Source organism: Paenibacillus sp. P22, from assembly GCF_000469945.2.
Taxonomy (GTDB): domain Bacteria; phylum Bacillota; class Bacilli; order Paenibacillales; family Paenibacillaceae; genus Paenibacillus_O; species Paenibacillus_O humicus.
Map to the genome: position 1 here is coordinate 1 of NZ_CBRA020000039.1, position 13865 is coordinate 13865.

Sequence of the window (13865 nt, forward strand, 5' to 3'; positions counted from 1 at the left end):
GGCGTTCGGGGTTGAATAAGACGAAATTATCGTCTTATTCCATCGCTTAGGGCCGTTCGGGGTTGAATAAGACGAAATTATCGTCTTATTCCATCGCTTAGGGCCGTTCGGGGTTGAATAGGACGAAATTATCGTCTTATTCCATCGCTCAGGGCGATTCGGGGTTGAATAAGACGAACTTATCGTCTAAATCCAACACTCAGGGTAGCGTCAAGAAGTTTGTGCAAGCAGCAAGATACTCCCAGTTGAGGTGCGTGGAATCGGATTAATGGGGATAGCGATCGTTAAACATCTGCTTCATTTTTTTGCTTCACGGCCGTTTCGCCAACCGCGAATGACTTTTTTCCGTCGTACTCGTCGTACTTGTCTTACGTACTCGTCATACTCGTCATACTCGTCATACTCGTCGTACTCGTCATAATCATCATACTCGTCGTACTCGCTCGCCGTTAGGTACAGATTTTCTCCACCGCCTCCTTGTTCGTAAGGCTGTTCATCGGCTGGAACGTTTGCGGATCACTTTGTTCATACGTTTGATTGGGTTGGACGTGTAGATAGCCAGCTGCATCTCAGGCGAATACGAATAGAACGTCAGCAGCGTATCCAGCTGGTTTTCCCGCGACACGATTTCCTTTGGGTAGCGCTTTTGCCGCTTGTCCTTCAAACGATCAAAAGCAGCCAGGGAAAGCTCACGGTCCAGCGTGTTGTATACGGTTTTGAGATCAGCAAGGATTGAACCAACGGGGAACGTTAGCTTAGCCGTTGGCTCTGTAAATGACCGCTGGATCGGCTAGTCTAATAGTTAACCATGTACGCATATAAAGAAACCGAGCGCAGATGCTCCGTTCCTTTGTGTTTACCTCTATACCCGCCAGCAGTCCTCGAGCCGTTATCGAAGATCGCAGAAAAAGCCGAAATGGCGGATGATATCGTACAAAACGTCTTCTTAAAGCTTGTGGTGATGCTGAGCACGTTTCTCGGCGAAGCGGGCATGAAGACATGCCTTTTCAGCATTACGCCGAGATTTTACTGTGCATCAACCACGCCAAGCGTACCTGCTATCTCCTGAAGAGTTGCCTGTCCACAGGCAAAACGGCAACACGGATGACGAAGCTGCTTGATTACGACTTTTTATAAACAAGCGGATTAAGCGCGCTTGCTGCAAGTTCGCCCGGCTTGCATCCCGGAAACCAATGATGCATATCGCTCATCCTTGCTTTGCTGTCCGGCTTGGCGATACGAACGCCGTCGGCAATATAGATAACGGTCATAACCTTGCGCATATGATCCGTCGGGTTTCCAGGGGCTGAATGCATCGTCCATCCGGCATGAAAGGTCGCGTCGCCTGCTGACATTCCGCCGTAGTTCACTTGCGGGATTTGCTTGGCTTCAATGAACTGTCCTAACGTCTTATGGGATTCGTCGGAAATCTCCTGCTTGCTCACGTAACCCAGCTTGTGCGTACCGGAAGCAAAGGTCATGGTGCCGACCTCTTGCGGGATGGGCACAAGCGGCATCCACATCGTAATGGTGTTGTCGGTACCCAGCGGCCAATAAATTTGATCCTGATGCCATGGAGTGTGCCCGCCGCCAGGCTCCTTGAAGAGCGCCTGATCATGATAGATGCGGACTCCGTCCACGTCCATTAACTCCGCTGCGATTTTGGCAAACCGTCTAGCCATGACAAATCGTTTGACCGCCTCGCTTTTTTCCCAGACATTGCCGATTTGAATAAACGCTTTTCCATACGTATCACGTTCCGATACCGGTTTATCATGATAGTTGAGCTTCATTACCCAATCGGTGATGATTTCCTCGTACACGCTCACTTCATCGGGCTTGGCAACCTGTTTTAAGAAAATATGTCCATTCTCCTGATAACCCTCTATTTGGCCACTTGATAACGAATAAGCATCACTCATTTCCGGCAATGCTGAAACGTTTTCGTTCATCATTATTCCTCCTTTTGCAGGTCCATCCATAATTGCTCTGCCCATTTTTTCAGCAGTTTCGATTGCTGCCAGCGATCCGAGAGTTCCTCAGACGAATGGGATGATGGCAAGAATTGAGGTGTGATCGAATAGTGGTGCCCAATCTCGCACACAAAGGGCAGCACGTCTCCCGGCTGTGCTTGGGTGAGCCAATTTCTCATGCCTGCTTTCCACCAGCGCCGGAAATGCTCAACGATCGGATGCTCGGCTTGTTCTTCCAAGTGAATTTGAATTTGCTGCCCATTCGTTACACGTCCATGAATCGATCCGGTTCGCATCAGCAGCTCGGCGAAGTAAGGTTCAGCAAGCTCGAAGCTGTTCATTTCACCGGCAAGTATATAGTGGGATAGATCGATCGTTAAGGCCATTTCAGGAACTGCCCTCACATACTCTGTTGTACGCAGCAAATCTTGTGTAATTCGGCCGCGATGCGTTTCTATGAAAAAGGGTACGTTAAAATGTGCGGCTGTCTCGTAAAGCTCCTTGATTAAATCGACGGCTTCTCTGTTGATGGTAAATGAATCTTTTACCTGTGCATTAACATACATGACATTGTAATCCTGGGCTTTCAGCAAGGCTTCTTTAAGCTGTAGCCCGCTCGATGGAAAGGTCTCCAGTCCGAAGCTGAATGGGTGCTTCTGCATCAGCCTGCGCCACAGAGCCTCATCTTCACGCTCGGGCAAGCTTCCAAAAATACCGGTAAAGCCGGCGTTGGCCATTTCGTCAAATTTCTGCTCGAGTGACCATTCCTTGCCGTTGTCGCCATACAGCTTCATGGACCACATGGCCTGATGCAGCTCCATGCAAGGCTTAGTTGAAGCGCCATTGCTCGCTCTTTTCAACGAAATCGTTCATCTCTCCCTCCAGAGCTAATGATTTGATGTAGCCTTATTGTAATTAACGGCCATACGTTTGGCTTTGTCTAAGATTCAACTGTTTTTGTCAATACCTACTGTGTTGCACATGCTGGTCTGATATAGTATTCGTAAAACACGAGCAGCATCAGGAGGATATTGATGCAAATTTTACAGGAGTATTTGAATAAACATCCGATTGTGCCTTATATCAGAGAATGTGATTACGCTGTGCGAAAACCATGGAGCATGCCGGAGAGGCGGCTGCTCGATTATTTGCTGATTTATGTTCAGGAGGGGACATGCAACTTCAGGGTAGACAGGACTTTGTATGAATTTCATAAGGGGGAGTTTTGTTTTATTCAACCCAACAGCCTGAATGATCTGGAGGGAATTGTGAATACGGTAACGCCCTTTGCGCATTTTGATGTGTTTTACGCTGCTGACCGGGAGCAAAGCTTTCCCACGCGCGCCGGTCAAGTGGAATTGAGCGCCTATCTGCATCTCATGCAGCCAAGGCTTGATGAAATGCTGCAGGTTGAAGTTCCGGTCAAGCTAAAGCCAAAAAACAGCACAAGGTTTCGCGATACGTTTCTGCAAGTAGTGGAGTTCTGGCAGGATCGCGACCCGCTTATGCAGTTGAAGGCACAGGCAGGACTTACCGAGCTGGTCATTATGCTTATGGAGGACGTGCTGGAGAGGAAACAGTCGCAGCGGACCTCGCCGCAGACGCTGAACTGGATTACATCCTATTTCTCCTTTCATCTTAATGAACCCTTAAGCGTAGCGGATATGGCTAGGCGCGCAAATTTATCCCATTCCCGCTTTCATGACTTGTTCAAGCAGCAGTATGGAATGACGCCACATCAATATTTGCTGGAGATGAGAATCAACCATGCTTGCGAGCTGCTGCAAAATACCAAATTGACCCAGAAGCAGGTAGCGGATTATTGCGGATTTTCCGATATCCATCACTTCTCAAAGACGTTTAAGAAGAAGCTTGGCATCGCTCCAGGTCAATTTCGCAACGATTGCAAGAAAGAATGATTTACTGAAACGGTAGGATGGGATTCATAATTGGTTCATAGCTTTTCTGTATTTGTCAGGAGACGCCTTGTGAAGTTTCTTGAACGTACGGATAAAATAGGAAACATTGTCATAGCCGCACTCCATCGCTATCGCTGTCACGGACAGGTCGGTGTGAGTTAGCATACGAGATGCTGCTTCTAACCGAATTCTATTGATATATTGTATACAAGTAAAACCGGTATATGGTTTGAAGAAGCGGATAAAATGATAGTCGCTATACCCGGCTAATTGGCTTAGCGTATGAATCCATATCTTGTTCTACTAATGCTCATGAATATACGAGATGACCCCCTTCAGTTTATATACCTTTTGATTTCGCTCATTAAGCTCACGCTTATGTTTGAACAAGATCCTATGGGTACGCATTGCCCGAAGTTAATTATTCGATATTCCTGATCCCCAAATAGAGTTTGGAAAAGGGCTGTAACCCCGGGTTACAGCCTTTTTTCTTAAGCGGCCATTAAATGAGTTAAGCTGCAACTCGCTTTCGCTATCGCTCCGATGTCTCAATTTAAACCCATCCTTTTACAAGGTCACAATCTTGGCGTTTGATGTCATTACATTGGTAGTTGGGCCTCCCCCTAAAGTCCTACAATGACATCAGCAAGCGAAACCAACCGACTAGAACCGGGGAGGATACAGAGATGAAGAAGCAAAAAACCGCTGCGGCGGCGCTGGTTATGGCCATCGCGCTGACGGGGCTTACGGCATGCGGCAGCAGCAACAACGCGGAAAACAATGCAGGTGCCGCAAATACGGGCGCCGCAAATACGGGCGCGGCAACGGAGCCGGCTGCCAACACAGCGGCGAACGCAGGCGCAGCCGACAACGCAGGCGCCGATGCCGGCAACATGCCGGAGAAGCCGGCCGAGCTTACGATCTGGCCGGACGACAACGCCGACAGCGTGGCCACGATTACGGATATTACGAAGAAATACACGGAGAAAACCGGCATCAAGGTCAACGTCAAGCCGGTCAAAATGAACGACCAGCAGCAGATTCTCTCGCTGGACGGTCCTGCCGGGAAAGGTCCGGACCTGTTCTACCAGCCGGGCATCGGCAACCTGGTGCTCAAAGGCCTCGTGCAGCCGGTCAAGGCCGAGCAGGCCGTGCTCGACTCCTACACGCCGGAAGCGCTCAAGGCGCTCAGCCAGGACGGCCAGCTCTACGGCCTGCCGTTCGTAACGGAAACGTACGCGCTGTTCTACAACAAAAAGCTCGTGCCTACGGCGCCGGCGACGATCGCCGATCTGGAGAAGCTGGCTCAGGAACAGACGGATGCCAAAAAGCAGACGTACGGCTTCCTGTTCGAAGGCATCAACTTCTACTACGCTTGGGCGTTCATGGGCGGCAACGACGGCTACATCTTCAAGCAGACCGACGCAGGCGGCTACGATGTCAACGACATCGGCCTCAACAAGGAAGGCGCCGTCAAAGGCGTTCAGCTGATCCAGGATTGGTTCAAAAAAAGGCTATCTGCCTAAAGGCGTCAACGGCGACATCGTCGGCGGCCTGTTCGGATCCGGCAAAGTCGGCGCGGTCATCAACGGACCTTGGGCGATTACGGATTACAAGAAGCAGCTCGGCGACGACCTGGCGGTAGCTCCGCTCCCGACGCTGGAAAACGGCAAGCACCCGACCTCCTTCATCGGCGTGAAGGGCTGGATGCTCTCCAAGTTCTCCAAATCTCCGGAATGGGCTTCCGATCTGGCGGCATTCATCACCAATCAGGAAAACGCGCTGGAATACTACAAAAAGACCGGCCAGGTTCCGCCGGTAACCGCGGTTCTGAACGATGCCGCGCTGACCAGCGATCCGCTCGTCAAAGGCTTTACGGAGCAGGTCCAATTCGGCCAGCCGTTCCCGACGGTTCCTGAGCTTGATTATGTATGGGATCCGATGAAAAACGCGCTCCAATTCGCTTCCGAAGGCAAGGATGTGCAGAAATCGCTGGATGACGCTGTGAAGCAAGTCCAGGACAAGATGGCGATGTCCGGCAAATAAAAAGCCTGCGCCATCGGATCCTGTTCCACACGAAATCATCGCCGGCCGTCAAGGCACGGCGGGATTACACGACCACGATGCCCGCGGGCTGGCGCTCACCGGCGCGGCCCCCGGGCTTTTCCTTTTGAATCGACTCCGCTATTTTGGGCGGACCCCTATATAAAGAGCAAGGATTGGAAGGTGAAGGAACCATGCAGAAAGCATTGCAACCGAAGGCCGGTCCCCTGCCTTCTCCGTCTGCGGCAGCCGCGCTGTCCATCATTCCAGGCCTGGGCCAGCTGTACAACCGCCGCTTCATCAAGGGCGTGCTGTTCCTTATGCTGGCGCTGTCGCTCGCGGCATCGATCGGCGCATGGACGGTGCACGGCATCGAAGGGCTCATCACGCTGGGCGACGATCCGAATCAAGATGATTCCCGAACGCTGCTGACGGAGGGAATTCTATCCGTGCTGCTTGCGATCGTGCTTCTGTTCAGCTATGCGTTCAATATCAAGGATGCTTACCGGGATGCGGTCCGCCGCCAGGACGGCGAGCGCATTCCATCCGTAAGGCAGGCTTTCCATGACAGCTACGACAAAGGCTTCCCGTACTTCGTCGTTGTCCCCAGCTTCATCCTGCTGGCGATGGTCGTCATTTTCCCGCTGCTGTTCATGGTCGCGCTCGCGTTCACGAACTACAGCCTGTACAATTCCCCGCCGGCGAAGCTGCTGGACTGGGTGGGCTGGATCAACTTCAAGGAGCTGTTCACCAACCCGATCTGGACGCAAAGCCTCGTCTCCGTCGTCACCTGGACGGTCGTCTGGACGCTGGTCGCGACCTCGCTGCAGATCGGACTGGCGATGCTGCTCGCCGTGCTCGTCAATGACAATCGCGTGCGCTTCAAAAAACTGATCCGCACGATCTTCATCCTGCCCTGGGCGGTTCCTTCCTTCATGACCGCGCTCGTGTTCGCCGCCATGTTCAACGATACCTTCGGAGCGATCAACATGCAGATCATGAGCAAGTTCGGCCTGATGGTTCCATGGCTGACGGACCCGGCCTGGGCCCGCGTCGCGATCATCCTGATCCAGATCTGGCTCGGCTTCCCGTACGTGTTCACGCTGTTCACAGGCGTGCTGCAGAGCATTTCCAAGGACTGGTACGAGGCCGCCGAAGTGGATGGAGGCAGCCGCTGGCAGAAGTTCCGCTTCATCACGCTGCCGCATATTCTGTTCGCCACGGCGCCGCTGCTCATCATGCAGTATTCATTCAACTTCAACAACTTCAATATCATCTTCCTGTTCAACAAGGGAGGACCGGCGGTGCCGGGCCAAAGCGCGGGAGCGACCGACATTCTCATCTCCTGGGTGTACAACCTGACCTTCACCGACAACAACTACAAAATGGCCGCCGCCATCAGCATCATCATGGGCCTTATCGTCGCGGCATTCGCGTTCTATCAGTTCCGGAAGACGCGGTCATTCCGTGAGGAGGGATATTGATGGGACGCACGCTAAGATCCAAGCTGGAAGTATCCGGCATCTATCTCGTTGTTCTGATCATGTTCGCCGTTATTCTGTATCCGCTCCTATGGGCGGTCAGCATCTCGCTGAATCCGGGCACAAGCCTCTACAGCGCCAAGCTGATTCCGGACAATCTGTCGCTGGAGCATTACCGGTGGCTGTTCACGGATCCGCAGAGCGATTACGGCCTCTGGTACAAAAATACGATCATCGTGGCCGTATGCAACGCCGTCGCTTCCGTGACGATGGTCTCGCTGCTGGCGTACGTGTTCTCGCGCTTCCGCTTCACGGGCCGAAAGTACGGCATCTACACGTTCCTGCTGCTCCAGATGTTCCCGGTGCTCATGGGCATGGTGGCGATCTACCTGCTGCTGAACCTGGTGAACCTGCTGGACACGTTCACCGGCCTGATCCTGATCTATGCCGTCGGCGGCCTGCCGATGAACGTGTTCCTGGTCAAAGGCTATCTCGATACGATTCCGCGGGATCTCGACGAATCGGCGACGATGGACGGGGCGGGCCATCTGACCGTATTCTTCCGGATTCTGATACCGCTGACGGCGCCGATCCTGGCTGTCGTCGGACTGTTCACCTTCATGGCGCCGTTCATGGACTTCCTGACGCCGCGCATCATCCTCCGCTCGCCGGAGAAGTACACGCTGGCGCTCGGGCTGTACAACTTCATCAACGACAAGTTCTCCAACAACTTCACGATCTTCGCGGCGGGCACGATTCTGATCGCCGTGCCGATCGCCACCGTGTTCCTGCTGCTGCAGCGCTTCCTCATCTCCGGCCTCGCGGACGGAGCGACGAAGGGCTGAGTTCTCCGAACGGGCAACGAAAGAAAAGCTGCACTCTTGATTGTCTTGGACATGATTGGGCGGCTTTTCTTTTGTAGGGGCAAGAAAGCGCAATCATGACGAAAGGGGATATGACATGGCATTCCGATTCAAGCGGCTTACGGCCGCGCTTCTGAGCTTGCTGCTGTTCCTGCCGGCGATGGCTTCCGGAGCGCGCGCGGCGGAAGCGGACCTGAACCTGGCAGCAAAGGATTCCGGATATGAGGCGGCCGCATCCGCAACGGATTCGGTTTATGGTTCCAATTCCGTCTACGTTCGGCTGAAAAATGAATGGAAAGGCGTTTATCTGTACGAAGCGGAGGGACAAGTCCGCTACGGCTTCACGGCGGTGAACGACCCGGCCTCCCAGTGGGAAATCAAGAGCGGCGCAGGAGGCTCGCAGCTGCTCGTGAACCGGGCGACCGGCCATCTGCTGAACCGGGAGCTGGCATCGGATCCGCATGACAATCTCAACAGCTCCGCTCTCGGCAGCGATGCGGCTTCGGCCCAGTGGGAGGTGACGGAAGCAGCCGGCAAGCCCGGATATGTCAATCTGTCCATACCCGGCAGCCCGAAGCAGCTCGTCAACATCCAGGTGCTGAACGGTTATGCGCAGGTGAGCGACTGGGCGCAGCCGGGGTGGGGCTCGGCGTTGTGGCAGGTAGAGCCGGGTCATGACCAGGAGCCGGTTCGGCTGGTCGACGGCTGGAAGGGGAAAGTCCTCTATGAGGAAGCCGGTCAGGCGAAATACGGCACGCCGGAGCTGAACGACGCTTCTTCCCAGTGGTTCGTCGTGGACGGCGTGACGCCGGGATCGAAAAGATTCGTGAACCGGGCGACCGGCCATGTGCTGAACCGTTCGGGCAACGATGGAGATCGTCTCAACGATCCTGTCAAAAGCTCGGACTTGCCGGATGCCTCGACGGCCGGCGATTTCTCCATTCAGGAGCAGGGAGGCGCCGCCGGGCTTTATACGATTGCGAGCAGCGAGAAATCCTCTTACCTGCTCCATGTCCAGAGCCAGACCGGCTATGCGCAGATCAGCGACTGGGCGCAGCCGGGCTGGGGCAGCTCCTCCTGGAGGCTGGAGCCGGCGGCCGATTCCGCGGCCAAGCGGCTCCAGGACAGCTGGAAGGGAAGCTTTTTGCAGGAACAGGACGGTCTGATCGCTTACGGCGCTCCGGACTATTCCGATGCTTCCTCCCAATGGATCGTCGAAGACTTTGGAACGGCCGTCCGGCTGCGCAACGTGCAGACGGGCCGTTACATGCAGCAGACGGAGCTGAAGGGGGGAGCCGCGCTCGCTGCGGCCTCGCCGCAAGCGGCGGATCCGCTGCTGACGAGCTGGATTCAAGCTCCGGGCAGAGACGGCAGCGGCGATGTCCAGTCCGGACAGTCCACCTTCCAGGCCGCTTCCGATGGAGATGCGTATCTGAACGTGCAGAGCCAGGACGGCTATGCGCATGGCAACAACTGGGCGCAGCCTTCCTGGGGGAGCGCCCGCTGGCTGGTGAAGGCTCCCGCGCCTGAAGGTCCGGCCGAGGAGCTGACTCCCTATGTGAAGATCCGCAACGACTGGCTGCAGCTCTATCTGTTCGAGAAGGACGGCAAGCTGGCTTACGGCAACGTCCAGCCTGGCGACGAGAGCGCGCACTGGCTGATCGAGACGAAGGACGGCGTGCAGCATATCGTGAACCGGGCGACCGGCCATTACGTCACGCTGAGCGGATTGAAGCCGGATTCTCGAGAATCGGTGCGGGTAGCGGACCCGGAAGGCGACATGGATTCGGCGGCATGGACTGTCCTGGATCATCAGGGGTTCAAGCTGATCCGCAGCGCGGGGGACACCCGCCCAGCCGAAGCATCCGGCTATCTGAACGTCGAGCATAAGCTTAAGGCGGCGGAGTACAGCCCGGTGAACCGGGATTGGGGCAGCCCGAAATGGGAATTCATCCCGGTGAAGGCAAGCGAGACCGGCACGGGAGGCGGCGCTCCGGCACAGCTGCCCGACGGGGCGATCCGCTTGACGAGCAAGTCCGGAGGAGCGGCTCTTTACGCAKACACGCCATACAGCTACTTATAGCGGTATTTGCGCCGAATTTAAGCGAAACCAACCGCATTCGGCCAACGTATGTAAAAGGTATACGAATAAAAGGTTACCAATTGAAACAAGGGGGTGTTTCAGTGGTCAGGAGCGCGGCCAGCTCCGCCACGGAAGCTCTGATCGCGGTCTGGTCCTGCTTGCCCCGGCGCATGCCGTAGGCGATATTTTCGAACACCGTCATATGGGGCCACAGGGCATAGTCTTGGAACACCATGTTGATGCCGCGCTTCTCCGGCGCCAGCATGCCGGACCGGGAGGCGGCCACCTTGCCGCGCAGCAGGATCTCGCCGCGGTCGGGCTGCTGAAGGCCGGCGATCAGCTGCAGCAGCGTCGACTTGCCGCAGCCGGACGGGCCGAGCACGCTGATGATTTCCCCTGCCTGCACAGTCAGGTCGACGCCCCCAAGCACCTCCTGCTTGCCGTACGATTTGCCTACTTGCCTGATCTCGAGTATCGATGTCATGAAGTCGTTCTCCTTGAACTTCGGCGCGTCCCTCTGGCCAGCAGGTCCACGCTCAGAATGATCAGGACGACGAGCCCGGCTCCCGTCAGCGTCGCCGCCGACGCGTAGCCGAACCGGAGGTCCTCGAAGGCTTTGTTGATGACGACCGGAAGCGTCATGTAGTTGGGCGGGTACAGCACGGAGGACAGCGCCAGATCGAAGACGCTGGAGCCGAACGCCGTCAGTCCGGCAGACAGGAGCGCGCCCTTCACGAGCGGCGCCAGCACCGTGCGCAGACGGCGGGAGAAGCCGGCTCCCTGCAGCTGCGCCGCGGCCAGCAGCCGCTCCGGCACCTGGGCCATCGCTCCCGCCATGATGCGGGTAATGACCGGGATGGCTCCGGCGACGCCGCCGAGCGCCAGAATCCACGGCGTGCCGTACAGAAGCAGTCCGATAGGCTGCAGCCAGGCCTGGTTCCAGATGAAGATGTAGCCGATGCCGAGCACGATGCCGGGCACCGCCAGCGAGACGAGAGACAGGACGTCGATCGTTTTTTTCAGCTTGAAGCGGGTATAGTTCAGGACATATGCCGTCAGGAAGCCGACGACAAGTCCGATGGCCGCCGCGGCGAGCGCGATTTCGAGGGAATGGGCCAGCCCTTGCGCCAGCCGCCCGCCATCCCGGAACAGAGCGCGGTAATGCTCCAGGGTGAACCCTCCGCCGGCGGAGTCGCCCTGCAGCGACATCAGCAGATTGGAGCCGAGCGGGATGCCGATGGCGACCGCGAGGAAGGCGGCATTGCCCAGCGCCAGCAGAGCGCCGCCCTTCGCCGGACGGCGGGGCTCGGACTTGACCGCGCGGGAGGAGAGGAAGTCGAAGCGCGACTTGCGCATGGCGTACAGCTGGACGCTCATCGCGAGCGCGATCAGCAGCACGAGATAGAACGACAGCGCCCCGGCCATGTCGAAGCGGATCGGCGATGTATACAGCGCGGAATAAATGGAATAGGGCAGCGTCGGGAAGCGGAACACCGCTGCGATGGAGGCAGGCAGGCCGAAGTCGCCGACCGTGTCCATGAACACCAGCATCGCTCCCGAACAGATGGCAGGCAGCAGCAGCGGCAGCTCCACGGTGCGCAGCACCGTCCATGGGGAAGCGCCCGACAGCCGCGCCGCGTCGCTCAGCCTCTCGACCCTCCATTCCAGCGCCGCCTTCACCGTCAGAAAGGCGAGCGGGAACTTGCTCAGCGTCATGACGGCGATCAGCCCGGCAGGCTGGAACACCATTCGGGTCGCTCCGTTCCAGCCCAGCCACTGGGAAGCGAGGCCGTCCGGAGCCGCGAACATGACCCACCCCTGAGCCAGAATGAAGGAAGGGGTGATCAGCAGCAGCCATACCGATACGTCCAGCAGCCTGGCCGTCCGGAATGCCCAGCGGGAACGGGCAAAAGCCAGCGCTCCGCCGAGGAGCGTGGCCAGAACCGTCGTGCCCAGGCCGAGCAGGACCGAGTTTTTGAGCGAGGCGTACCATAGCGGACGTCTGAAGATGTCGAGCAGCAGGGAAAGATCGCCTATCTTCAAGGTGCCGAAGAAAATGCCGGGAAAGAGCACCTGGACGACGACCGCGAGCAGCGGCAGCAGGATGAGGACGAACAGGACGGCCAGCATCAGCCAGCCCGTCCTGTTGCCTTGACTCGGTATGAACTTCATCCCTTTATTTCACCGCTTTGTCCGCGAACCACTGCTTGATCTCGCCTTCCTTCTCGCCGGCCCAGGCCGCTTCGGCCACGACAAGCTTGGCATCCGCCGCGCGGTCGGCCTTGGCGTTCACTCCTTTGGCGGACGGCTCGAAGTAGCTCTCCTCGCCCTTGTCGATCAGCTCCTGCTGCGTTTTCGGATCGAGCAGGAATTCGACGAACGCCTTGGCCGCTTCCAGATGCTTCGTCTCTTTCTGGATGGCGGCGACGCGCACCGACGCGGGAGCTCCTTCGGCAGGCCAGATGATGTCGACCGGCTCGCCTTTGTTCTTCAGCGCGTAGGCGTTGCTTTCCTGAAGGGCAGCCGCTTTGATCTCTCCGCCGGTCAGCGCTTTGGCGACGTTCGGGTTCTTCGGATACACATGCATGCCGTTTTTGAACAGGCTGTCGAAATACCCTTTCGCGGCGTCCATGCCTTGGTTCTGGAAGAACCAGGAGACGAACGGATAGGCAGGAGCGGCGACAGCAGGGTCGGCCATGCCCAGCGTATTCTTGAACTTCGCGTCAGTCAGATCGGCCCATGTCTTCGGAGCCGTGTCCTTCGTGAAGGCTTTCGTATTGTAGGCGATGACTGCGGCGGCGTGGGCGCCGGTCGGATAGTAGGCTCCGCTCGCCGGAACGAGCCCGCTGGCGAAGTCCGTCAGGTTGCCGATGTCGGCCGGCGTCCAGCCCTCCAGCAGGCGGCCGGATTTGCCGAGCTGGTCGATCATCGGCATGGAATCCATCCAGACGACATCCCAATGCGGATTGCCCTTCTCCGCTTCGATGCGGGATGCGAGCTCCGCTCCGTTGCCGGATACGAGCTCCAGCTTGTAGCCGGTCGCCTGCTCGAACATCGGCTGGATGATCTCGTCGAAGTCGTTCAGGTAGACGACGAGCGGCTCGTCCGACTTGGACGGCTCCGTCGAAGCTTCCGGAGCGGCCGAGGCTTCCGTGTTGGCCGGAGCCTGTCCTTCTGCAGCCGGGCCGGCTGCATTCCGGGACGCATTCTGGGCTCCGCATGCGGATAAGGCGAGGGAGAGCGACAGGGCGAGAAGGGCGGTAACGCGCTTGCGGCGGACAATGGTTGTCATCGAACATCCTCCTGATCAATGTCTTGATGCTCTAAGCATATAAGACCTGTGTCAGGTAGCCGTCAACGGCAAGAAAAGGTTTCATTAAATAAATTCGATAAAATTGGATGGGATCATAGATTTTTTTGTTTCCCCGAAAATAAATAAAGCGATCCCCACCACCGGTTGGTCAAGCCGGGCATGGGAATCGCTTCGTTTCCACTGCGTCAGT

The 13865-nt window shown here is 56.6% G+C and carries 13 protein-coding genes; 6 read left to right on the top strand and 7 right to left on the bottom strand.

Annotated elements, in window-relative coordinates; translation table 11 throughout:
- Window positions 1-493 precede the first annotated feature (493 nt).
- From BN871_RS30185 to BN871_RS07725, 3 genes are all read right to left on the bottom strand, one after another.
- A complete protein-coding gene (locus BN871_RS30185; RefSeq protein ID WP_021880794.1) occupies window positions 494-787 on the bottom strand; it encodes a transposase in 294 nt (97 codons plus the stop codon).
- A gap of 334 nt (window positions 788-1121) precedes the next feature.
- Complete coding sequence (locus tag BN871_RS07720; protein WP_232312898.1) at window positions 1122-1955, bottom strand: phytanoyl-CoA dioxygenase family protein; 834 nt, start codon at window positions 1953-1955, stop codon at window positions 1122-1124.
- Window positions 1955-2833 carry a sugar phosphate isomerase/epimerase gene (locus BN871_RS07725; protein WP_232312900.1) on the bottom strand — a complete coding sequence of 293 codons (879 nt, stop codon included), beginning with the start codon at window positions 2831-2833 and terminating at the stop codon, window positions 1955-1957. The genes BN871_RS07720 and BN871_RS07725 overlap by 1 nt, the downstream gene beginning before the upstream one ends.
- 174 nt (window positions 2834-3007) lie before the next feature.
- Here BN871_RS07725 and BN871_RS07730 point away from each other — a divergent pair, with 174 nt between their 5' ends.
- Window positions 3008-3892, top strand: coding sequence for an AraC family transcriptional regulator (locus BN871_RS07730; protein WP_048745254.1), 885 nt, complete (start codon window positions 3008-3010; stop codon window positions 3890-3892).
- Window positions 3893-3916: 24 nt separating this feature from the next.
- Here BN871_RS07730 and BN871_RS30190 read toward each other — a convergent pair whose 3' ends face one another.
- Window positions 3917-4186, bottom strand: a complete 270-nt coding sequence (locus tag BN871_RS30190) for a helix-turn-helix transcriptional regulator (protein WP_021880791.1) — start codon at window positions 4184-4186, stop codon at window positions 3917-3919.
- Window positions 4187-4578: 392 nt separating this feature from the next.
- Here BN871_RS30190 and BN871_RS29605 point away from each other — a divergent pair, with 392 nt between their 5' ends.
- The 5 genes from BN871_RS29605 (at window position 4579) to BN871_RS07750 (ending at window position 10362) form a co-directional block, all read left to right on the top strand.
- On the top strand, window positions 4579-5418 hold the full coding sequence (locus BN871_RS29605) for an extracellular solute-binding protein (RefSeq protein WP_053086953.1): 840 nt from the start codon (window positions 4579-4581) through the stop codon (window positions 5416-5418).
- 28 nt (window positions 5419-5446) lie between these two features.
- Window positions 5447-5938, top strand: a complete 492-nt coding sequence (locus BN871_RS29610; RefSeq protein ID WP_269745409.1) for an extracellular solute-binding protein — start codon at window positions 5447-5449, stop codon at window positions 5936-5938.
- A 191-nt stretch (window positions 5939-6129) separates the two neighbouring features.
- A complete protein-coding gene (locus BN871_RS07740) occupies window positions 6130-7419 on the top strand; it encodes a sugar ABC transporter permease (RefSeq protein ID WP_048745255.1) in 1290 nt (429 codons plus the stop codon).
- On the top strand, window positions 7419-8261 hold the full coding sequence (locus tag BN871_RS07745) for a sugar ABC transporter permease (protein WP_048745256.1): 843 nt from the start codon (window positions 7419-7421) through the stop codon (window positions 8259-8261). The genes BN871_RS07740 and BN871_RS07745 overlap by 1 nt, the downstream gene beginning before the upstream one ends.
- 115 nt (window positions 8262-8376) lie before the next feature.
- The gene (locus tag BN871_RS07750) at window positions 8377-10362 is read left to right on the top strand and encodes a hypothetical protein (RefSeq protein ID WP_048745257.1); all 1986 of its coding nucleotides are present in this window, start codon (window positions 8377-8379) and stop codon (window positions 10360-10362) included.
- A 73-nt stretch (window positions 10363-10435) separates the two neighbouring features.
- Here BN871_RS07750 and BN871_RS07755 read toward each other — a convergent pair whose 3' ends face one another.
- The 3 genes from BN871_RS07755 to BN871_RS07765 are packed head-to-tail and all read right to left on the bottom strand — an operon-like array spanning window position 10436 to window position 13654.
- Complete coding sequence (locus BN871_RS07755) at window positions 10436-10846, bottom strand: ABC transporter ATP-binding protein (protein WP_053086955.1); 411 nt, start codon at window positions 10844-10846, stop codon at window positions 10436-10438.
- A complete protein-coding gene (locus tag BN871_RS07760; RefSeq protein WP_048745258.1) occupies window positions 10843-12534 on the bottom strand; it encodes an iron ABC transporter permease in 1692 nt (563 codons plus the stop codon). Before BN871_RS07760 ends, BN871_RS07755 begins: the two co-directional genes overlap by 4 nt.
- Before the next feature lie 4 nt (window positions 12535-12538).
- Window positions 12539-13654 (bottom strand): extracellular solute-binding protein, encoded by a 1116-nt coding sequence (locus BN871_RS07765; protein WP_048745259.1) that lies wholly within the window; start codon window positions 13652-13654, stop codon window positions 12539-12541.
- Between the last annotated feature and the right edge of the window lie 211 nt (window positions 13655-13865).

Excerpts from the sequence above, each read along its gene's own strand:
- BN871_RS07720 (WP_232312898.1), bottom strand. The coding sequence starts at position 1,955 with ATGATGAACGAAAACGTTTCAGCATTGCCGGAAATGAGTGATGCTTAT.
- BN871_RS07730 (WP_048745254.1), top strand. The coding sequence starts at position 3,008 with ATGCAAATTTTACAGGAGTATTTGAATAAACATCCGATTGTGCCTTAT.
- BN871_RS29605 (WP_053086953.1), top strand. The coding sequence starts at position 4,579 with ATGAAGAAGCAAAAAACCGCTGCGGCGGCGCTGGTTATGGCCATCGCG.
- BN871_RS07740 (WP_048745255.1), top strand. The coding sequence starts at position 6,130 with ATGCAGAAAGCATTGCAACCGAAGGCCGGTCCCCTGCCTTCTCCGTCT.
- BN871_RS07745 (WP_048745256.1), top strand. The coding sequence starts at position 7,419 with ATGGGACGCACGCTAAGATCCAAGCTGGAAGTATCCGGCATCTATCTC.
- BN871_RS07755 (WP_053086955.1), bottom strand. The coding sequence starts at position 10,846 with ATGACATCGATACTCGAGATCAGGCAAGTAGGCAAATCGTACGGCAAG.
- BN871_RS07760 (WP_048745258.1), bottom strand. The coding sequence starts at position 12,534 with ATGAAGTTCATACCGAGTCAAGGCAACAGGACGGGCTGGCTGATGCTG.
- BN871_RS07765 (WP_048745259.1), bottom strand. The coding sequence starts at position 13,654 with ATGACAACCATTGTCCGCCGCAAGCGCGTTACCGCCCTTCTCGCCCTG.